22 protein-coding genes and 1 pseudogene are annotated in these 17814 nt (G+C 71.5%); 11 read left to right on the top strand and 12 right to left on the bottom strand.

Annotated features, from left to right (window positions below; all coding sequences use genetic code 11):
- Positions 1–15 precede the first annotated feature (15 nt).
- Positions 16–1758, top strand: a complete 1743-nt coding sequence (locus QUE38_RS04345) for a DUF5605 domain-containing protein (protein ID WP_286310392.1) — start codon at positions 16–18, stop codon at positions 1756–1758.
- Positions 1759–1784: 26 nt separating this feature from the next.
- Here QUE38_RS04345 and QUE38_RS04340 read toward each other — a convergent pair whose 3' ends face one another.
- Positions 1785–2609 carry a hypothetical protein gene (locus QUE38_RS04340; RefSeq protein WP_286310391.1) on the bottom strand — a complete coding sequence of 275 codons (825 nt, stop codon included), beginning with the start codon at positions 2607–2609 and terminating at the stop codon, positions 1785–1787.
- Between the two features lie 179 nt (positions 2610–2788).
- On the opposite strand from QUE38_RS04340, the gene QUE38_RS04335 reads away from it, so the two are divergent.
- The 4 genes from QUE38_RS04335 to QUE38_RS04320 all read left to right on the top strand — a co-directional run bounded on the left by QUE38_RS04335 (position 2789) and on the right by QUE38_RS04320 (position 5357).
- The gene (locus QUE38_RS04335) at positions 2789–3046 is read left to right on the top strand and encodes a GlsB/YeaQ/YmgE family stress response membrane protein (RefSeq protein ID WP_286310390.1); all 258 of its coding nucleotides are present in this window, start codon (positions 2789–2791) and stop codon (positions 3044–3046) included.
- 304 nt (positions 3047–3350) lie between these two features.
- Positions 3351–3716, top strand: a complete 366-nt coding sequence (locus tag QUE38_RS04330; RefSeq protein ID WP_286310389.1) for a hypothetical protein — start codon at positions 3351–3353, stop codon at positions 3714–3716.
- 136 nt (positions 3717–3852) lie between these two features.
- Positions 3853–4404 (top strand): type IV toxin-antitoxin system AbiEi family antitoxin domain-containing protein, encoded by a 552-nt coding sequence (locus QUE38_RS04325; RefSeq protein WP_286310388.1) that lies wholly within the window; start codon positions 3853–3855, stop codon positions 4402–4404.
- Positions 4401–5357 carry a nucleotidyl transferase AbiEii/AbiGii toxin family protein gene (locus QUE38_RS04320; protein WP_286310387.1) on the top strand — a complete coding sequence of 319 codons (957 nt, stop codon included), beginning with the start codon at positions 4401–4403 and terminating at the stop codon, positions 5355–5357. The genes QUE38_RS04325 and QUE38_RS04320 overlap by 4 nt, the downstream gene beginning before the upstream one ends.
- Before the next feature lie 46 nt (positions 5358–5403).
- Here QUE38_RS04320 and ku read toward each other — a convergent pair whose 3' ends face one another.
- Complete coding sequence (ku, locus tag QUE38_RS04315; RefSeq protein ID WP_286310386.1) at positions 5404–6204, bottom strand: non-homologous end joining protein Ku; 801 nt, start codon at positions 6202–6204, stop codon at positions 5404–5406.
- 83 nt (positions 6205–6287) lie between these two features.
- Between ku and ligD (QUE38_RS17435) the strand changes: the two genes are divergently transcribed.
- From ligD (QUE38_RS17435) to ligD (QUE38_RS17425), 3 genes are read left to right on the top strand one after another with little or no spacing between them, the layout of a single operon-like run.
- Entirely contained in the window at positions 6288–7328 is a 1041-nt protein-coding gene (gene ligD, locus QUE38_RS17435; RefSeq protein WP_350227554.1) for a non-homologous end-joining DNA ligase, read from the top strand.
- Positions 7325–7582, top strand: a complete 258-nt coding sequence (locus tag QUE38_RS17430) for a DNA polymerase ligase N-terminal domain-containing protein (protein WP_350227553.1) — start codon at positions 7325–7327, stop codon at positions 7580–7582. Before ligD (QUE38_RS17435) ends, QUE38_RS17430 begins: the two co-directional genes overlap by 4 nt.
- A 2-nt stretch (positions 7583–7584) precedes the next feature.
- A complete protein-coding gene (ligD, locus tag QUE38_RS17425; RefSeq protein ID WP_350227552.1) occupies positions 7585–8718 on the top strand; it encodes a non-homologous end-joining DNA ligase in 1134 nt (377 codons plus the stop codon).
- Between the two features lie 3 nt (positions 8719–8721).
- Here ligD (QUE38_RS17425) and QUE38_RS04305 read toward each other — a convergent pair whose 3' ends face one another.
- Together QUE38_RS04305 and QUE38_RS04300 are read right to left on the bottom strand one after the other, a co-directional pair.
- Positions 8722–9450, bottom strand: a complete 729-nt coding sequence (locus tag QUE38_RS04305) for a glutamine amidotransferase (protein ID WP_286310385.1) — start codon at positions 9448–9450, stop codon at positions 8722–8724.
- A complete protein-coding gene (locus QUE38_RS04300; protein ID WP_286310384.1) occupies positions 9447–10172 on the bottom strand; it encodes a LysR family transcriptional regulator substrate-binding protein in 726 nt (241 codons plus the stop codon). The genes QUE38_RS04305 and QUE38_RS04300 overlap by 4 nt, the downstream gene beginning before the upstream one ends.
- Before the next feature lie 22 nt (positions 10173–10194).
- Between QUE38_RS04300 and QUE38_RS04295 the strand changes: the two genes are divergently transcribed.
- Positions 10195–10599 carry a DUF5997 family protein gene (locus QUE38_RS04295; protein ID WP_286310383.1) on the top strand — a complete coding sequence of 135 codons (405 nt, stop codon included), beginning with the start codon at positions 10195–10197 and terminating at the stop codon, positions 10597–10599.
- Here the strand turns inward: QUE38_RS04295 and QUE38_RS04290 are convergent.
- The gene (locus QUE38_RS04290) at positions 10590–11237 is read right to left on the bottom strand and encodes an alpha/beta hydrolase (RefSeq protein ID WP_286310382.1); all 648 of its coding nucleotides are present in this window, start codon (positions 11235–11237) and stop codon (positions 10590–10592) included. The two genes, QUE38_RS04295 and QUE38_RS04290, sit on opposite strands and share 10 nt — an antisense overlap.
- Positions 11238–11370: 133 nt before the next feature.
- Here QUE38_RS04290 and QUE38_RS04285 point away from each other — a divergent pair, with 133 nt between their 5' ends.
- Complete coding sequence (locus QUE38_RS04285; protein ID WP_286310381.1) at positions 11371–11967, top strand: DUF4916 domain-containing protein; 597 nt, start codon at positions 11371–11373, stop codon at positions 11965–11967.
- 14 nt (positions 11968–11981) lie between these two features.
- Here QUE38_RS04285 and QUE38_RS04280 read toward each other — a convergent pair whose 3' ends face one another.
- The 6 genes and pseudogenes from QUE38_RS04280 to QUE38_RS04255 all read right to left on the bottom strand — a co-directional run bounded on the left by QUE38_RS04280 (position 11982) and on the right by QUE38_RS04255 (position 16436).
- Positions 11982–12749 carry a type II toxin-antitoxin system HipA family toxin gene (locus QUE38_RS04280; protein WP_286310380.1) on the bottom strand — a complete coding sequence of 256 codons (768 nt, stop codon included), beginning with the start codon at positions 12747–12749 and terminating at the stop codon, positions 11982–11984.
- Between the two features lie 268 nt (positions 12750–13017).
- A pseudogene (locus QUE38_RS04275) lies at positions 13018–13203 on the bottom strand (type II toxin-antitoxin system HipA family toxin); the annotation flags it as partial.
- Complete coding sequence (locus QUE38_RS04270; RefSeq protein ID WP_286310379.1) at positions 13200–13439, bottom strand: helix-turn-helix domain-containing protein; 240 nt, start codon at positions 13437–13439, stop codon at positions 13200–13202. The pseudogene QUE38_RS04275 and the gene QUE38_RS04270, both read right to left, overlap by 4 nt.
- A gap of 105 nt (positions 13440–13544) precedes the next feature.
- Positions 13545–14048, bottom strand: a complete 504-nt coding sequence (locus tag QUE38_RS04265; protein ID WP_286310378.1) for a GNAT family N-acetyltransferase — start codon at positions 14046–14048, stop codon at positions 13545–13547.
- A 94-nt stretch (positions 14049–14142) separates the two neighbouring features.
- On the bottom strand, positions 14143–15690 hold the full coding sequence (locus tag QUE38_RS04260; RefSeq protein ID WP_286310377.1) for a DEAD/DEAH box helicase: 1548 nt from the start codon (positions 15688–15690) through the stop codon (positions 14143–14145).
- 215 nt (positions 15691–15905) lie between these two features.
- Complete coding sequence (locus QUE38_RS04255; protein ID WP_286310376.1) at positions 15906–16436, bottom strand: hypothetical protein; 531 nt, start codon at positions 16434–16436, stop codon at positions 15906–15908.
- Between the two features lie 56 nt (positions 16437–16492).
- On the opposite strand from QUE38_RS04255, the gene QUE38_RS04250 reads away from it, so the two are divergent.
- A complete protein-coding gene (locus QUE38_RS04250) occupies positions 16493–17236 on the top strand; it encodes a 2-phosphosulfolactate phosphatase (protein ID WP_286310375.1) in 744 nt (247 codons plus the stop codon).
- Between the two features lie 25 nt (positions 17237–17261).
- Here QUE38_RS04250 and QUE38_RS04245 read toward each other — a convergent pair whose 3' ends face one another.
- Entirely contained in the window at positions 17262–17768 is a 507-nt protein-coding gene (locus QUE38_RS04245) for a SprT-like domain-containing protein (RefSeq protein ID WP_286310374.1), read from the bottom strand.
- Positions 17769–17814: the final 46 nt, after the last annotated feature.

Here is a 17814-nt window from a genome sequence, read left to right as displayed (position 1 = left end):
GACGAAGGGATCCACATGTTCGACCGCGCGACCACGTTCGGCGAGGCGCTCGACGACCCGGCCGCGAGGGCCGTGCTGGAGCGGTACCTGCCCGGCATCGCCGCCTCGCCCATGGCGACGCAGTTCCGCGACGGCCGGCTCGGCCAACTGGTCGCACTCGTCCCGGCGCTCGAGGACCCGGCCGAGCGCGAGCGGCTCTGGGCCGCGCTCGCCGAGGTCGGCGAGGGCGCGCCGCGACCCCCGTACGCGCCGGCGATCGCCCCCGACGCCGACTACGAGGGCGATGACGTGCCGCGCGGCTCGGCCACGCTGCATCCGCCCGCACCGGTCGGGCAGTGGGCTGCGCTCGAGATGCGCCTGTCGGGTCCCTCGCACGGCAACCCGTTCGTCGACGTCGAGCTGGATGCGGTGTTCACGCGCCCCGACGGCACCGAGGTGCGGGTCGGCGGCTTCTACGACGGCGACGGCGCCTGGGTCGTGCGCGCGCTCGCCGACCAGCCGGGCACGTGGCGGTTCCGCACGCGCTCGACCGCACGGTCGCTCGACGGCGTGGAAGGCGAGGCGCAGGTCGGGCCCGCTCCCGAGGACGCGCACGGGCCGGTCGTGGTGGACGGCTTCCACTTCCGTCACGCCGACGGCACGCGCCACCGGCCGATCGGCACCACCGCCTACGCCTGGACCCACCAGCCCGAGAACCTGCAGCAGCAGACGCTGCGCACGCTGGCGGACGCGTCATTCACGAAGCTGCGCATGTGCGTGTTCCCGAAGTCGTACCTCTACAACGCCAACGAGCCCGACGACTTCCCGTTCGTCGGCTCGCTCGCCGACGGGTTCGACCCGACCCGGTTCGACCCCACGCACTTCCGCCGGCTCGAGCAGCGCATCGCCGAACTCGGCGCGCTCGGCATCCAGGCCGACCTCATCCTCTTCCACGCCTACGACCGGTGGGGCTTCGCCGACCTGGGGCCCGCGGTCGACGACCGCTACCTGCGCTACGTCGTGCGCCGGCTCGCCGGCTTCGCGAACGTGTGGTGGTCGATGGCGAACGAGTACGACCTGCTCTGGTCGAAGGACGAGTCCGACTGGGAGCGCCTCGCGGCCATCGTGGGCGAGGAGGACCCGTTCGGCCACCTCAACTCCATCCACAACTGCCGCCCGTTCTACGACTACGCCAAGCCGTGGATCACGCACGTCAGCGTGCAGCGCGTGGACGTCTACCGCACGGCGGAGAACACGGACGAGTGGCGCGAGCGCTGGGGCAAGCCCGTCGTGATCGACGAGTGCGCGTACGAGGGCGACATCGACCAGGGCTGGGGCAACATCACCGGCGAGGAGATGGTGCGCCGCTTCTGGGAGGGTGCCGTCCGCGGCGGGTACGTCGGCCACGGCGAGACGTACCTGCGCGAGGACGAGGTGCTCTGGTGGTCGAAGGGCGGCGAGCTGCACGGCGACTCGCCCGCGCGCATCGCGTTCCTCGAGCTGCTGCTCGCCGAGACGCCCGGTGGCGTGTGGGACCCGCTGCCCTCGGACTGGGACGTGCCGTGGGGCGGCGTCGCCGGCCGGGAGCACATCGGGTACTTCGGCTTCAACCGTCCGCGCTTCCGCAACGTCATGCTCGCCGAGGGGGAGTGGACGATCGACGTGATCGACACCTGGAACATGACGGTCGAGCGGATGCCCGGGAGCCATCGCTCCACCGTGCGCGTGGAGCTGCCGGGCCGGCCGTTCATGGCCGTGCGCTGCACGCGCGTCGACTGAGCGCCCGGCCGCACATCGGCGGAGGGTCAGCCGGAGGTGGTGAGCGCACTCGTCCGGGCTCGCGCGATGTCGTCGGCGGAGAGCGCCGTTCCCGGTTCCGTCGTGCTCATCAGCGCGCCCGGCTCGTCGCGCTCGGCGAGCCCGAGGTTCAGCCCGATCATGCGCGCGATCGCCAGCGAGTCGGGTTGCAGCTCGCCCGGCACGACGAACCCGTTGCCGCTGTGCCGCGCGAGCGGTTGGCTCGACGGCGGGCACGGGTCGTGGATCGACATCGTGATCGGTGCCGCCGCATCCGCCGGCGCGCCCATGTAGTCGAGGTAGCCCGCGTAGCAGTTCGGCTGCAGGAAGTGCACGTCGTCGTAGATGCGGGCGATCGGGCGGAATGTCACCTCGATGCCGGCGAGCGACCAGACCTCCGCGATCGCCACGGTGTCGTAGGAAGGCTCCGGGCAGTACCCGTTCGCGGCCTGGCACAGCAACGTCGGCTGGATGACGAGTGAGCGCGGTTCGAGTCCCGGCTCCTGCGGTGCCGGTGCCGGAGCCGGTTGCGATTGCCCGTTCGAGGGCTCCGACGTCTCCTCGGGTGGCGGTGCGGCCGGCGCGGCATCCGTCGGCCCCGCCGCATCCGTCGCGCTCACCGCCTCGGCAGCCGGTGCCGCGGGCGACCCGACCAGGGCGGCACCCACGACCACGCCCAAGGCGACCGATCCGGCGATCAGCAGCACGAGCGCACCCGCACCGCCCGCGATGAGCCCGATCGTGCGTCGCGACGGCCCACCGCCGGTGCGGGGCTGCTCGCCGACGGGGGCGGTGACATCGTTGCGGGGCTCCTCGTCCGCTCCGTCGCTCATCCGGCCACCATAGTGACCGATCGCCTCCGGAAACGGACTCCGTCGCCCCTGTGCACAGTCAGCGGCGCCGCCGATCATGGCCGCGGGGTGACCAGTCGGAACACGCCGCGGGCAAGGGCTTCCCCGGACGCCCGGTGGTGGTTTGCTGAGCACTACCTGAATGAAAGAAGGGCACCCCCATGGGATTCTTCGCATTTCTCATCCTCGGCCTCATCGCCGGAGCGATCGCCAAGCTGATCCTCCCCGGCAAGCAGGGCGGGGGCTGGTTCATCACGCTGCTGCTCGGCGTGGTCGGCGCGCTCCTCGGCGGCTGGCTGGGCAGCGTCCTCTTCGGCATCGGTCTCGAGGAGTTCTGGAGTTGGCAGACGTGGATCGTCGCCATTCTCGGCTCGATCGTCGTCCTCCTCATCTTCGGCCTGTTCACGCGCAAGCGCTGAGCACGAACACGGATGCCGCGGCGGAACGTTCCGCCGCGGCATCCGTCGTCTCCGGGCGATGACGCCCGCCAGCTGTGCGGGCTCACCAGCGAGCGTTACCTTTCGCTCATACTGGAGTACTCGAACGACGACTCGATCTTTGGCGGGCAGCAGCATGGTGCCGATTCGAAGTTGGCCATGGCCGCTGTTGATGATCTGTTGCATCGCGACGGTTGGAGGTCTTTCAGGTTGTGCCGGAGGAACCCCGGTATTCGATCCGCCGATCGCTTGGGCTGCAAACTCCTCCTACATTGAGGGCAGTCGGGTGCAGGACGACATCGAGATCGTGCTCTTCGAGAACGCCGACGCCACTGTCAGCGGCGTGCCGTTGGGAACATCCATCGTCGATGGGAACGGCAACTACTGCGTGACCGGTTTCCAAGGGGCTTCATATTCGGGCAACGCAACTTGGGAGCCCACATCGGAGTACACATTCGAGGTCCGCTACCACGATGCGGCTCTCGTTCTCTTCAGCGAGACTCTGTATTTTGGCGGTGCAGATTGGACAGAGATCCGTTTCACGACGTGTGACGGCCAGAGTCGGTGGGATCTTGGTCATGTATGCGGAGATTTCGGGGATGGGCCGCGCGAGTCTCCGGCGAATCGCGATACCTGTCCCGTGGTCGACTAGTAACAGACGAGAGTCTGGCCCGATTTCCCGTGCGATTCGGGCGGGGTTCGCCATCCAGGCCGAGCATCCGCTCGATCGTCTCCCTGTCAAGATCATCTCATTTTTGCTATGTTTTTGACACCGAGGTATTGGGGACATGACCGCTCGCACAGAACTGATGGCCATCGCAGCCGAGCAAGACGGCTACGTCACCCTCGACGACGCACGCGCCCTCGGGATCGCTGCGCGTGACCTGCAACAGCTCGCGTATCGCGGCAAGATCATGCGTGAAGCCACCGGCGTCTATCGGTTCGAGGAGTTCCCTGTGACTCGAGCCGCCAGCTACCGGTTTGCCGTGCTCTGGACCGGCAGGCCTGAGGCGGCGCTCTCGCACGACACCGCGCTGAGTCTCCTCGAGCTCTCGGACATCAACCCGCCCAAGACGCACGTCACTGTGGGGGTGGGAGAGCGCATTCGACGAGCGGGAGGCGTGGGGATCGTCGTCCACAACGAGGACCTTGCGTCCAAGGACCTCGGTTGGTGGGAGGGTATTCGCTGCGTGAAGCCGTACACGGCGATCCGGCAGGCTATCGACACGCACGTGCCGTTCCAGCTCGTCAACCAGGCGATCGGGGAAGCCCGGGCTCGAGGCAGCATCACGGACGCCGAGCAAGTCACGCTCCGCAGCAGGCTCGAAGGAGAACGGTGAGCGATCCATTCTCGGCGTTGCCCGCGAAAGACCGCACCCCGGCCAGTGCTTCGATCCTGAACCAATGGGTGAGCCACGCCGAGCGGATCGTCGGTGCAGGCGGGGACCGAACACGCTGGGTAGTCGCCTCGACCATCGTCGCAGCAGCGCTGCAACGTGCGTTGATGGCGGATGACACACCCCTGTTCGTGGTGAAGGGTGGCGTGTTCATCGAGAGGGCCCTGAATCTGCGGTCGCGCGCGACGAAGGACCTCGACACGCTGTTCCGTGGCGCCGTGGAGGAGTTCGAGCAGGCGGTGGACACCGCCCTTGAGGAGCCTTGGGGCGTGTTCGACCTCACTCGCACCGCGTTCGCGGTCATCGAGGGCGCGAAGACACGTCGCAAGCCTCGCCGTTTCAACGTATTGCTCGACATCAAGGGCAAGCGGTGGGCGAACATCAAGGTTGAGGTCTCGTTCGGCGAAGGAGCGATCGACCAGCACGTCGGTACCATCCCTGCTCCGTCCACGACGTTCTTCGGCATCGAGCAGCCGTCGGACCTCGCGACCATCACGATGGCGTACCAAGTCGCCCAGAAGCTCCACGCGTGCACCGACCCTCACAACCCGCCGGACGAGTCCAACCTGAGGGTGCGCGACCTGGTCGACCTGCACCTCATCAAGCAGACGTTCTACCCGGACGGTGCTGACCTCACGGAGGTTCGGTCGGCCGCGGTTGACGTCTTCAGCGCCCGTGCCGAGGAGGCCAAGGCGGCCGGCGGCCCCTCGCGGACGTGGCCGCCGGCCATCGTCAGCAATGAGCTGTGGGAATCTGAGTGGCGCAAGCCTGCCGGTGAAGCCGGCGTGGCCCTGTCGTTGGGCGATGTGATTGCTGCTCTCAACACCTGGGTGGGCGCCATCGAGCAGGCGCACGGTGCAACGGCAACTGGCGTCGACGAGTTCGCTGAGCGGTAGCGGGTGAGGGCCGAGACTGCCGGGGTGGCATCCGTTCGGCGCGCCCTCACCCGCTCTTGCGCGCCCGCGCCGAGTCGACGCTGCGGCGCAGCGCCTCCATGAGGTCGATGACCTCGCCGCCAGTCTCGCCCTCCTCGCGCTCGCCGAAGGTCGCGGCGGTGTCGATCGCCTCGCCCTGCTCGATCTTCGCGTCGATGAGCTTGCGCAGCTCGACCTGGTACTCGTCCTCGAAGTTCTCGGGATGGAAGTCGTCGGCGAAGCTCTCGACGAGGCTGTTCGAGAGGTCGAGCTCCTTCTGCGAGATCTTCACCTCCTCGTCGATCGACGGGAACTTCGCCTCGCGCACCTCGTCGGCCCAGAGCAACGTCTGCAGCACGAGCACGTCGTCGCGCACCCGAAGGGCGGCGAGCCGCGTCTTCTGCCGCAGCGCGAACCGCACGATCGCGGTGCGGTCGGTCGACTCGAGGGTGCGGCGCAGCAGCACGTACGCCTTCGGCGACTTCGAGTCGGGCTCGAGGTAGTAGCTGCGCTCGAACATGAGCGGGTCGATCTGGTCGTTCGGCACGAACTCGACGACCTCGATCTCGCGGCTGCGCTCGGCGGGCAGCGCGTCGAAGTCGTCCTTGGTGAGGATCACCGTGTGCTCGCCGTCGTCGTACGCCTTGTCGATGTCCTGGTACTTCACGACCTTGCCGCACACCTCGCAGCGCCGCTCGTAGCGGATCCGCCCGCCGTCGGCCTCGTGCACCTGGTGCAGCGACACGTCGTGGTCCTCGGTGGCGCTGTACAACTTCACCGGCACGTTGACGAGCCCGAAGGTCAGCGCGCCCTTCCAGATGGAACGCATACCCCTCAGTCAACACCCGAACGGATGCCACGGCCAGCCCTCGCGCGGCAGGATGGGGGCATGCCGGGGTCGGGGAGCAGGTCGTGCAGGTCGGCGGACGCCGCCTGCGCATCACGAGCCTCGACAAGGTCATGTACCCCGACGCGGGCACGACCAAGGGCGACGTGATCGGCTACTACGCCGAGATCGCGCCCGTGATGCTGCCCTACGTGGCCGGGCGCCCCTGCACCCGCAAGCGCTGGGTCGACGGGGTGGGCACGGCGGATGCCCCGGGCGGCACGTTCTTCGCGAAGGACCTCGGCCAGGGCACGCCCGACTGGGTGCGGCGCGCGCGCATCCCGCACTCCGACCACGACAACACCTACCCCGTGGTCGACGACCTGCCGACGCTCGTCTGGCTCGCCCAGCTCGCCGCGCTCGAACTGCATGTGCCGCAGTGGCGGTTCGACGCGGCCGGCACCCCGCAGCACCCCGATCGGCTGGTCCTCGACCTCGACCCGGGCGAGGGGGTGGGGCTCGGCGGATGCGCCGAGGTGGCGTTCCTCGTCCGCGAGATCCTCGACGGGATGGGCCTGGGCTCCGTGCCCGTGACGAGCGGGTCCAAGGGAATCCACCTCTACGCCCCGCTCGACGGGACGCTCTCGAGCGACCAGACCAGCGCGCTGGCCCGCGAGCTCGCCCGCAGCCTCGAGGCCGACCACCCGAAGCTCGTCGTGAGCTCGATGAGCAAGTCGGTGCGCCCGGGCCGGGTCTTCCTCGACTGGAGCCAGAACAACGGCAAGAAGACGACCATCGCGCCGTACTCGCTGCGCGGCCGGTTCCGCCCGACGGTCGCGGCGCCCCGCACCTGGGAGGAGCTCGCCGAGCCCGACCTGCGCCACCTCGAGTACGGCGAGGTGCTCGCGCTCGTCGCCGAGCGGGGCGATCCCATGGAGCCGCTCCGCCAGGGGCACGTGGGCGCGTCGCCGGGGAGTTCATGGCGACCGTGGCGGACGCTGCCGCCCAGGGGGCATCCGATCGCCTCGGCCGTTACCGCGAGAAGCGCTCGGCCGACCGCACGCCCGAGCCGGTGCCGGCCGCCGGCGCCGCGCCTCCTGCGCCGGGCGACCTGCCGCGGTTCGTGATCCAGCACCACTTCGCCAGCCGCGAGCACTACGACTTCCGTCTCGAGCACGACGGCGTGCTGGTGAGCTGGGCCGTGCCGAAGGGGCTGCCCGAGGAGTCGGGGCGCAACCACCTCGCGGTCATGACCGAGGACCACCCGCTCGAGTACGCCACCTTCGAGGGCACCATTCCGAAGGGGAATACGGCGCCGGCCGGGTCGACCTGTGGGACACCGGCGTCTACGACCTCGAGAAGTGGCGCGACGACGAGGTGATCGTGACGCTGCACACCGACCGCGGCGGGCCGGCGGGCGACGGGCGGTTCGCGCTCATCCGTACCGACGGATCGGGCGAGAAGTCGACCTGGTTGCTGCACCGCATGAAGCGGCCGGCGGTGCGCACGAGGCGGCCGCCGCGGCCCGAGCCCGCTCCCGCCGAGCCCGAGCGGCCGTTCAGCTGGCAGCCGATGCTCGCCGCCACCGCTCGCCCGCACGACCTCGCCCATGGCGAGTGGGTCGCCGAGATGAAGTGGGACGGCATGCGCGCCCTCGTCGAGGTCGACGGCGGGCGGCTGCGCATGTTCACGCGCAACGGCATCGAGGTGTCGGCGCGCTACCCAGAGCTCGAAGGGCTGCCCGTTCGGGTCGACGCGGGCTCGGCCGTGCTCGACGGCGAGGTGGTCGCGCTCGACGCGACCGGGCGGCCCGACTTCGGGCGCATGCAGCAGCGGATGCACCTGACGGCGCCCCGCGAGATCCGCCGCGCGGCCGAGGAGGTGCCCGTGCGGCTGCTGCTGTTCGACGTGCTCGCGGTCGACGGCGAGTCGGTGGTCGACCGGCCGTACCGCGAACGTCGCGACCTGCTCGAACGCCTCGTGCCGCCCGAGGCCGCCTCGCCCGTGCAGGTGCCGCCCGCGTTCGAGGGCGACGTCGCCGCCGCGATCGAGCAGAGCCGCGCGCTCGGCCTCGAGGGGGTCGTGGCGAAGGACGCCGACTCGCGCTACCGGCCCGGCGCCCGCTCGACCGACTGGCTGAAGGTCAAACACGAGCGCGTGCAGTCGGTGGTGATCGGCGGCTGGCGGCCGGGCAAAGGCATGCGCGACGACACCTTCGGCTCGCTGCTCATCGGCATCCCCGGCGCCGGGGGCCTCCGCTACGCGGGGCGGGTCGGCACCGGGTTCACTGACGCGCAGCTCGCCCGCATCGCGGGGCTGTTGGAACCGCTGCACCGGGCGGACAGTCCGTTCATCGAGGTGCCGCCCGCCGAGGCATCCGATGCCGTGTGGGTCGAGCCCCGCCTCGTCGGCGAGATCGCGTTCGGCGAGTGGACGCCCGCCGGCCACGCCCGCCACCCCACCTGGCGGGGCCTGCGCCCCGACGTCGACCCCGCCGACGTCACCGAGGAGTCGTGAGGCTCAGCCGAACAGCTCGGCGAAGCGCGCGAGCATCGTGCGGGGCCAGGTGACGGATGCCCCGTGGATGCGCGCCTCGACCGCCGCGAGTTCGCGCGCGGGGAAGTAGCCGTGGTGGCGGTAGACGCGGGCACGAGCCACGAAGTCGGCCGGGGTCACCTCGGGGTGGAACTGGGTGGCGTAGACGCGGGTGCCGACCCGGTAGACCTGCACCGGGCAGCTGGCCGACCCGGCGAGCAGCGTTGCGCGCTCCGGCAGCCGCACCGTGGCCTCCTTGTGGCCGACGAGCGCGTCGAACTCGGGCGGCAACACGCCGGTGAGCGGGTCGAGCCGGCCGTCGTCGGTCAGCTCGACGCGCACGGCCTGCGCCTCCTCGCCGTGGTCGAGCCCGACCTCGCCGCCCAGCACCCGCGTGAGCACGCCGATGCCGTAGCAGGTGAAGAGCACCGGCACGTCGCCCGCGAGCCCGCGCTCGGCGACCCACGCGAGGTCGTCCTCGACGCGACGCTGCACGTCGGAGACGTGCTCGTGCGGAGTCGTCACGTTGAACGGGCTGCCGCCGACGACGACGCCCGCGAACGCGTCGAGGCGCTGCCGCTCGAGCGCGGAGACGTCGAGCCGATGGTGCTCGAGGCGGCCCGCATCGAGATTCATCGCCGAGCGCACCGACTCGTACTCGGGGCCGACGGCCTCGACCTCGGGCCGGGCGGAGAGGAACAGGAACGGCTTCACCGGCGACGCCCCCGTCGGCTGCGGCTGTCGCGGCCCGAGCCGGGTGCGCGCCGGGCGCGGCGATCGCGGCTCGCGCGACCGGTCTTGGCGCTCTTCGCGGTGCGGTTGTCGCGTGCGCGTTCGGGCTGATCGGATGCCTCGTCGGCGGCCCCGCGCGACGACCGCGCCGTGCGTCCGCGCACGACGCCCACGAACTCCTGGATGTCGGCGTCGTCGCGCTCGACGCGCCAGACCAGCGCGATGCGGGTCGTCGGGGCATCCGTCACCGGCACCGCCACGACGTCGCGGCGATGGTGCAGGCGGGCGATCGAGTGCGGCACGATCGCGACCCCGGTGCCCGCCGCGACCAGCTCGATCGTGCCCTCGCGCGACGGCTGCACGGGTGCGCGCGGCTCGTCGTCGAGGTCGGCGAGCGTCACCGCGTTGACCGCGGCGATGGCGTGGTCCTTCGGGGCGACCACGACCGCGACCTCCTCCCAGAGGGGAATCGCGTGCAGGCCGTCGGTGGGTACGGGCAGGCGCACGAAGGCGAGGTCGGCGTCGCCGGACTCGAGCGCGGTGAGCTGCGAGGCATCCGGCACCCGTGTCGCCTCGAGCGGGAGGTCGGGGCGACGGTCGGCCCACGCACGCAACCACTTCGCCGGGCTCACGCCCTCGACGTAGGTCAGCCTGAGCGCCACGAGCCCGATCGCCTTCCCGGCCGCACCCCGTGCCGCGGCCATGCCAAGGCTATACGCTGGCGGGATGAGTGCAGGCGGGCAGCAGACCATGAAGCCGGAGACCGCGGCGAAGAAGCTCGGCATCCTCCTGGCGGCCGCGCCCGAGGAGTTCCGCTCCGCGCCGGTCACGCGCGACGCGCTCGACGCGCTGCAGGCCGACCCGCCCGAGTGGCTGCAGGTGCTGCGCCGCGAGGGCCCGCACCCGCGGCCGGTCGTGGCTCGCAAGCTCGGCGTCTCGAACTCGGGCCTCGCCCGTGCCGGCATCGACGAGCCGCTCACGACCGCGCAGATCCAGGAGCTGCTCGCCGAGATGCCCGAGTGGCTGTCGGCCGAGCGGGCGACGCAGGCGCAGGTGCGCGCCGAGAACCGCCGGGTCAAGGAGCGCGACGCCGAGCGCGCCGCGCGGAACGCCGACGACGCTCAGGCGTAGCGGCCGCGCAGGAACGCGGTGACGTCGGCGAGCTCGAGCTCCGACACCGCGTGGCCGAGCCCCTCGTAGATGCGCGCATCGAGGTCGACCCGTTCGGGCAGCCACTCCTGCGTGCGCGCGATCGCGTCGGCCGGAATCACGGTGTCCTCCGTGCCGCGGCCCCAGAACACGGCGGGCTGCCGGTCGGCCAGCGCCGCGTCGCCGTCGCGCTCGCCGGGCAGCACGAAGCCCGCCAGCGACACCGCGAAGCCGAACAGGTCGCTGCGCCGGCGCAGCAGCTCGATCGAGAGTGCGCCGCCCTGCGAGAACCCGAGCAGCCCGATCGTCGGAGGCGCCGGGTCGAGCGCCTCGGCCCACGCGATGACCGCGTCCGCGGCCGCCTCGGCACGTCGCGCCTCCGCCTCCCCGAGGCCGACGCCGCCGTCCGCCGCGACCTGCAGCGGGAACCAGGCGAACCCGTAGCCCGTGTGCAGCGGCGCCCGCAGCGAGGCCACGACCGGCTGCAGCGGCAGATACGGGGCGAGCCCGAACAGGTCTCCCTCGTGCGAGTTGTAGCCGTGCAGCAGCACGAGCAGCGGTCGGCCCTCGCGGTCGGCACCGGAGGCCGACCACAGCACCGCGCCGTCGTCGATGGTCACGGGTTCGCGTGCGTCGATGTCGGTCCCCTCCCGTCGCGCCCGTCGGGCGAGGGCTCCATCCTCGCATCCGGCGGCCTGCAGCGACCGTGCGGAGTGTGCTGGACACGGCAGCCCGCTGGGACACAATGGAGCCATGAGCGTGCGCACCCCCGACCCCGATCCCGACTGGGAGTCCCAGTCCCAGGGCGAGGCGCCGGCGCCCGTGCCGCCGGCGAACCCCGGCTGGCTGAGCGACATCGAGCTCGAGGAAGTGCGCCAGCGGCTGCCCCTCATCTACGTCGAGGCCGTGCCCGTGCGCGTCGACGGGCTCGGCGTGGTGGTCGAGGTGGGCGTGCTGCTGCGCGGCACCCCGACCGGCGAGATCACCCGCACGCTGGTCTCGGGCCGCGTGATGTACGGCGAGACGCTGCGCGACGCGCTCTTCCGCCACCTCGAGAAGGATCTCGGGCCCATGGCGTTCCCGCTCCTGCCCGCGAGCCCGGTGCCGTTCGCGGTCGCCGAGTACTTCCCGATGCCGGGCATCTCGCCGTTCACCGACGACCGCCAGCACGCCGTCTCGCTCGCGTACGTGGTGCCGGTCACCGGCACGTGCGAGCCGCGGCAGGACGCGCTCGAGGTCACCTGGATGACCCCCGAGGAGGCGTGCGCGGCCGAGGTCGCCGCCGAGATGGAGGGCGGCCGCGGCACGCTCATCCGCCAGGCGCTCGCGTCGGTCGGGCGCCTGCCCTAGCGGCATCCGCCCTGCTACGCGCCGGCCCCTCGTCCGCCGAGCAGGTTGTCGACGAGTCCCCGGATGACGCGATGCAGGTCCGGGTGCGCGAGATCGTGCGGGGTCTCGTCGTCGACCGCTGCCGACAGTTGGTCGAGCGTCTCGGCCACGACGGCACCCGCCCGTCGGAGTCGCCACGACTCGAACTCGGCGACGAGGTCGTCGCGGGTGACCTCGGCGAGCCGGTACTTCCGATTCACCGCCAGAGCAAGCCGCCCGTTGAGACCGGGGAGATGAGCGAGCGGCACCTGGTCGTACGCCGGGGCGAGGGACGGCGCGTCGTCCGCTGGGTGGAGCATGCCGATGTTCTTGGTGTGCATGTCGAGGTTGCCGATGCCGACGGCGAGCACGGTGAGGCGGGCGAGTCGAACGAGGTCGGCGGATGCCGCGTATCGCGACACCGCGTCCGCGACCCGTGCCAGGCTGACGACGCCGCCGAGCTCCTGGTACTTCTGGTTGCCGCTCGCCCCCAGCGCCTGATTGAAGTCCTCCTGGTGCACGCGTGCTCCGCCCACTCGGTCGAAGCGCTCGATGACCAGCGTCGGCAATCCGTCGAACTCGTCGATCCGGGTGTCGAAGGCGGCGAGGCCGAGTCGCCGCGCCAATCGCGCCCCGTACTCCTCGTCGAAGATGACGGTCGGTCGTGCAGCGAGCCGTGGCTTCAGGATGTGCGTCGACGGGTAGCCGCCGAGCGCCTGGTGCCACCCGACGCCTTCCCGCGCGAGCACGATCTTCGGCTGCACGCCTCCGAGCGACGTGCGCCCCAGCTCGGAGGCATTGCCGAGCGGAGCGCCGATCGGATCCTCCAGGAGTCGTCGGATACCGCGCGCATCGACTGGCCGTGTCTCCGGGGTCCGAGGTTCCGTCGGATCGTCCACATCCCAGACCTGCAGGGCGCCGGCGACGTCTCGGCCGTACCGTGCGAGGAACCCGGGAACGTCCCCGCGCCGCAGCCCCCTGCGCCAGCATGTAGTCGAGTTGGTCGCCCTCGGGCAGCAGTTCGCCGAACCAGTTCCGGCGGCGCCCGGCGTGCTGTCTCGGCAGCGATCCGATCAGCGGCATCGCCACCGACAGGACGCGGCTGTTCGCTCCGAAGCGTTCCTGCGCTTCTGCAGCGAATCGGAAGTCGAAGGACCGCGCGTCCGGGCCTTCGAGATGGCCCAGAAGGGTGTCGTACAGCTCGACGGCGAGTCTCACGGGAGCTCGTCGCCTTCCCAGGTCGCCGACAGCTCGACGCCCGTCGCGCTCAACAGATCGAAGACTCGACGAGCCCAGATCGTCGGCCTCCCGGACTCCACCTCGCTCACCGACCGCTGGGAGATGCCCAGTCGATCAGCGAGCTCGGTCTGCGTGAGCCCGTTCGCCAGGCGTGCCTGCTGAATCGCAAGACCGAGGTCGGCGGGAGAGCGCAGCTTCGCCTCGAACCGTGCCATCATCCACCCCTATTACGAAATCCGGATGGCGGCAGTCTATTACGAAATCCGGATGCGAGGCGTAGATACGGAATCCTGATACGGGGTCGTCGAAGTCGGGCCCGGTCAGCGGACCAGGCGCACCTCGTGGATCGTCTCGCCGAGGAACGGCTCGTCGTGCTCGACGCCGTCGCGCGTGAAGCCGTTGCGGTCGTAGAAGTGCAGCGCGTACTCGTTGGTGTCGGGCACCCAGCAGTAGACGGATGCCTCGCCGACGGCCGCGTCGAACAGCTGCTGGCCGATGCCGCGGCCGTGGAACGCGTCGAGCAGGTGGATGAAGAAGAGCTCGCGCTCGCGCGGGGCGTCGTCGTCACGGGCGGGACCGGCGCCGGCGAAGCCGACGATCTCACCGTCGACCAGTGCGGCGACGTGCGTGTAGTCGTCGCCCTGGTTCACCCAGTGGGTCCAGAGTTCGGCCATGCGGCGGGGCGACAGGTTCGCCAGCGTCGCGGCGTCGACCAGCTGGTCGTAGTCCTCGTGCCAGCACTGCGCGTGGACTCTGCCGAGCGCTTCGGCGTCCACATCGCGAATCGGACGGATGACGACTTCTGCAACGACCTCGGTGCCCATGGCTCAGAGGGTAGGCCAGCCCGCGTCGGAAGAGAAATCGAGCGGATGCGGGTGCCGACGGTTCCCCGCCGGCACCCGCATCGCGCTCGCGCGATCAGCCCTGCGCGCGGCGATTCGTGCGCTGGCGCTGGCCGCCCTGGGCGGCCGGCTGCGGGCGCTGCTGGCGCTGCGCGCCGGTGGTCTGGGCGCCTCGGCTGTGGCCGGTGCCGCGTCGCGGTGCCTGCGCCTTCGCGTCCGTCGGTCGGCCCGAGCGGTCCCTGCGGGGGCGTGCCGGTGCCTGGTCGGCGGTACCGGGGTGCACCGCGTCGCGACCGCCACGGCCGCCGCGACGCGAGCCCTGACCGCCGCCCTGCTGGCCGGTGCCGCGAGCGTCGCGTGCGGCGCGCTTGCGCTGGGCGTTCGCGCCCTGCGAGCGGCCTCCGCCGCCCTGCTGCTGGCGCTGTTCGCGCGGCGCGGGCTTCACGTAGGGGGCGACTTCGCCGATCAGCGCGACCACGGATGCCGAATCGGGCGTGACCTGCTCGGGCGTGACGGTGATCGCGGCCTTTCGCAGCAGCGACTTCAGGTCGCCGCGCTGGCTCGGCAGGCAGATCGTCACGACGTCGCCCTCGCTGCCCGCGCGGGCGGTGCGGCCCGAACGGTGCAGGTACGCCTTGTGCTCCATCGGCGGGTCGACATGGATCACGAGCTCGACGTCGTCGACGTGCACGCCGCGGGCGGCCACGTCGGTCGCGACCATGACCTTGACCGAGCCGTCGTGGAACGCCGCCAGGTTGCGGTCGCGCGCCGGCTGCGACAGGTTGCCGTGCAGGTCGACGGCCGGGATGCCGGCATCCGTCAGCTTCTTCGCGAGCTTCTTCGCGTGGTGCTTGGTGCGCATGAACAGGATGCGACGGCCGGAGCCCGACGCGAGCGCGCGCACGAGGTCGTTCTTCGCATCGACGTCGGCGACCTCGAACACGTGGTGGGTCATCGCGGCGACGGGCGAGTTGGCCTCGTCGACCGAATGGAGCACCTCGTTCTGGAGGTAACGGCGCACGAGCCTGTCCACGCCGTTGTCCAGGGTGGCGGAGAAGAGCATGCGCTGGCCGCCCGAGGGGGTCTTGTCCATGATGCGCGTGACGACCGGCAGGAATCCGAGGTCGGCCATGTGGTCGGCCTCGTCGAGCACCGTGATCTCGACGGCGTCGAGGGTCACGAAGCCCTGCTGCATGAGGTCCTCGAGGCGGCCGGGGCAGGCCACGACGATGTCGACGCCGGCCTTCAGCGCCTCGACCTGGCGCTTCTGGTTGATGCCGCCGTAGATCGTGGTGGTCACGAGGCCGTACGCGTCGGCGAGCGGCTGCATGGTCGCGGCGATCTGCGTCGCCAGCTCGCGGGTCGGTGCGAGCACCAGGCCGAGCGGGCGGCCGGCACGGCGGCGTCCGCCGGCGAGCTCGCCGCCGAGGCGCGCGACCATGGGCAGCGAGAACGCGAGGGTCTTGCCCGAGCCGGTCTTGCCGCGGCCGAGCACGTCGCGGCCTGCGAGCGTGTCGGGCAGCGTGTCCTGCTGGATGGGGAACGGGGTGGTCTTGCCGTCGGCCGTGAGTGCGGCGACGAGCGGGGCGGGCACGCCGAGCGCGCCGAAGGTGGTGTCAGTCAAGGGGGAGGTGCCTTTCGGGCATCGGTGCCCCGCGCACCGTGCGGTGCGGGAGCGGGTGGCGAAGACGCGGGATTCCGCGTATCCGATTCGCCGTACGAAGAGTCATCGGGCAGGTTCGCCCGGAGGAAGCGTTCTACGACGCGTGGCGGGCGCAACGGCGCACCGGCCGTGGTCGAGCCTAGCGGATGGGTGCTGTGCGCGGGCTGTGCGCGGGATCAGGCCCGTGCGGCGGCGGCCGCGTCGGCGTCGGCCGTGCCCGGCGGGTCGTACGACCAGGTCGGCGCGAGCTGCTTCAGGCGCGCCCCGCGCCACTGCCAGAACGCCCACGTCGGGTACCAGGCGACCAGGTCGATCGGTCCGCCGCCCGCGAGCAGCTGGTCGCGGTAGAGCGTGCGCCCGCTGCCGTCGGGTGCCGGCGAGACCGCCATCCGGTGGTCCCAGCGGTCGAACGCGGCGAACACGCCGCTGCGGCCGCCGCCGGTGTCGCGCAGCATCCGCACGCCCGCGGGCAACCCATCGGGGTGGTCGAGGTCGATGACCTCCTCGCCCGTCGGGAAGCGGCGGAACGCGAGCGACATCACCCGGTGCGGACCATCCGTCGACCAGGTCGTGGGCAGCCCGCCCTCCTCGAGCGACGAGAAGTCGAGCCACGGCGCGACGACCTCGCGGAACACGGCGGGGCTGTGCAGCGCACGCCACGCGGCGTCCGGGGTGCAGTCGAGCACCAGCTTCAGCAGCAGTCGCATGACCCCACGCTACGTGCGGGTAAGGAACCGCGGAAGGGGGCGGCTAGCCTGTGCGGGTGAACGCGCCGCAGACCGACCCCTTCGACCAGACCACGTACCAGGTGCGCCTCGAGTGGGGCGATGCCGGGGTCGAGGCCGTGGCGGCCCACGCGGACGTCGTCGTGCTGGTCGACGCCGTTCAGTTCACCACCGCCGTCGTGGTCGCCGCCGAGCGGGGCATCGCCGCCGCGCCGTGGTGGGGCGACGGCGCCGAGGCACGGGCGGCCGAGCTCGGCGCCGAGCTCGCGGATCGCCCGTCGACGGCGGCGCTCGCCGAGCAGTCGGCCGGGGACGGCGACCGCATCATCGTGCTGCCGACGATCAACGGCTCGCGCATCGCGCACGGGCTCTCCCACTCGCCAGCACGCGTGGTCGCCGCGTCGCTGCGCAACCGGAGCGCGGTCGCCCGGTACGTCCACACGGTGCAGGAGGAGCGGCAGGCCCGCACCTCGGTCGCCATCATCGCCGCGGGCGAGCAGTGGCCCGACGGTTCGCTCCGCGTCTCCGTCGAGGATCAACTGACCGCCGGCGCCGTGGTCGACGCGCTCATGGAGCTCGGCATCGACCACACCTCGCCCGAGGCGGCGGTCGCCGCGGCCGCCTACACCGGCCTCGGCCGCGCGGCGCACCACCTCATCAGCGCGACCGGCAGCGCGCGCGAGCTCGCCGCGGACGGCCGCCGGGCCGACGTCGCGTTCGCCACCAAGGCGGACGTGACCGACGTCGTGCCGGTGCTGCAGGGCGGCGTCTTCCGCGCCTGACCCACGCGCCGGAGCGGCGTGACGCCTACGCCCGCCCGGGGTCGGCGCTCGCCGCGGCCCGCCGCCGCATGGCGGGCGTGATCTCGCGGTGCCGCCACGTGATGAGGTTCGCCCGGTCGAACCCGCGCGAGCACTCGCCACAACTGAGCGCACGCGTGGGCTTCCGGTAGCGCACGTGCCGGTGCCCGGCGGGGCAGGTGCCCACCCACGGCGCGAGCTCGTCGGCGATCTCGCCGTCGTGCGTGCGCCGGCCCACGTACCCGATGCGCGCCGCCTCGGCCTTCCAGCGCGGGCCGTGCCCGGCGTTCGGCCCGGCGAGGGCGTGCGCGACCTCGTGCAGCAGGATCTGGTGGATCTCGTCGTCGTCGTACCGCGCCGCGAGGTATCGCGACACCGAGATGCGGTGCGCCTGGAAGTCGCAGAGCCCGGCGCGCTTCTTCGCGTTGTCGAACGCGAAGGTCCAGACGGCGGGGTCGAGGTGCAGCACGATCAGCGCGTCCGCCCACCTGCGCACCCGATCCAGTTCCGCCATGGCACGAGGATATGCGCGGCCGCCGTCACCGCGAGACAATGGAGTC

The sequence above is a fragment of the Agromyces mangrovi genome (genome assembly GCF_030296695.1).
Lineage (GTDB): Bacteria > Actinomycetota > Actinomycetes > Actinomycetales > Microbacteriaceae > Agromyces > Agromyces mangrovi.
Note: the sequence above shows the minus strand (reverse complement) of the source record. Positions and strands in the feature narration are given on the sequence as shown.

What these genes read in the sequence shown, in the direction of transcription:
- QUE38_RS04325 (WP_286310388.1), top strand. Translation starts at nt 3,853, where the DNA reads ATGACCGCTCGCACAGAACTGATGGCCATCGCAGCCGAGCAAGACGGC.
- ku (WP_286310386.1), bottom strand. Translation starts at nt 6,204, where the DNA reads ATGCGTTCCATCTGGAAGGGCGCGCTGACCTTCGGGCTCGTCAACGTG.
- QUE38_RS04285 (WP_286310381.1), top strand. Translation starts at nt 11,371, where the DNA reads ATGAGCGTGCGCACCCCCGACCCCGATCCCGACTGGGAGTCCCAGTCC.
- QUE38_RS04255 (WP_286310376.1), bottom strand. Translation starts at nt 16,436, where the DNA reads ATGCGACTGCTGCTGAAGCTGGTGCTCGACTGCACCCCGGACGCCGCG.
- QUE38_RS04245 (WP_286310374.1), bottom strand. Translation starts at nt 17,768, where the DNA reads ATGGCGGAACTGGATCGGGTGCGCAGGTGGGCGGACGCGCTGATCGTG.
- QUE38_RS04345 (WP_286310392.1), top strand. Translation starts at nt 16, where the DNA reads ATGTTCGACCGCGCGACCACGTTCGGCGAGGCGCTCGACGACCCGGCC.
- QUE38_RS04300 (WP_286310384.1), bottom strand. Translation starts at nt 10,172, where the DNA reads ATGGCCGCGGCACGGGGTGCGGCCGGGAAGGCGATCGGGCTCGTGGCG.
- QUE38_RS04270 (WP_286310379.1), bottom strand. Translation starts at nt 13,439, where the DNA reads ATGGCACGGTTCGAGGCGAAGCTGCGCTCTCCCGCCGACCTCGGTCTT.
- QUE38_RS04295 (WP_286310383.1), top strand. Translation starts at nt 10,195, where the DNA reads ATGAGTGCAGGCGGGCAGCAGACCATGAAGCCGGAGACCGCGGCGAAG.
- QUE38_RS04265 (WP_286310378.1), bottom strand. Translation starts at nt 14,048, where the DNA reads ATGGGCACCGAGGTCGTTGCAGAAGTCGTCATCCGTCCGATTCGCGAT.
- QUE38_RS04335 (WP_286310390.1), top strand. Translation starts at nt 2,789, where the DNA reads ATGGGATTCTTCGCATTTCTCATCCTCGGCCTCATCGCCGGAGCGATC.
- QUE38_RS04340 (WP_286310391.1), bottom strand. Translation starts at nt 2,609, where the DNA reads ATGAGCGACGGAGCGGACGAGGAGCCCCGCAACGATGTCACCGCCCCC.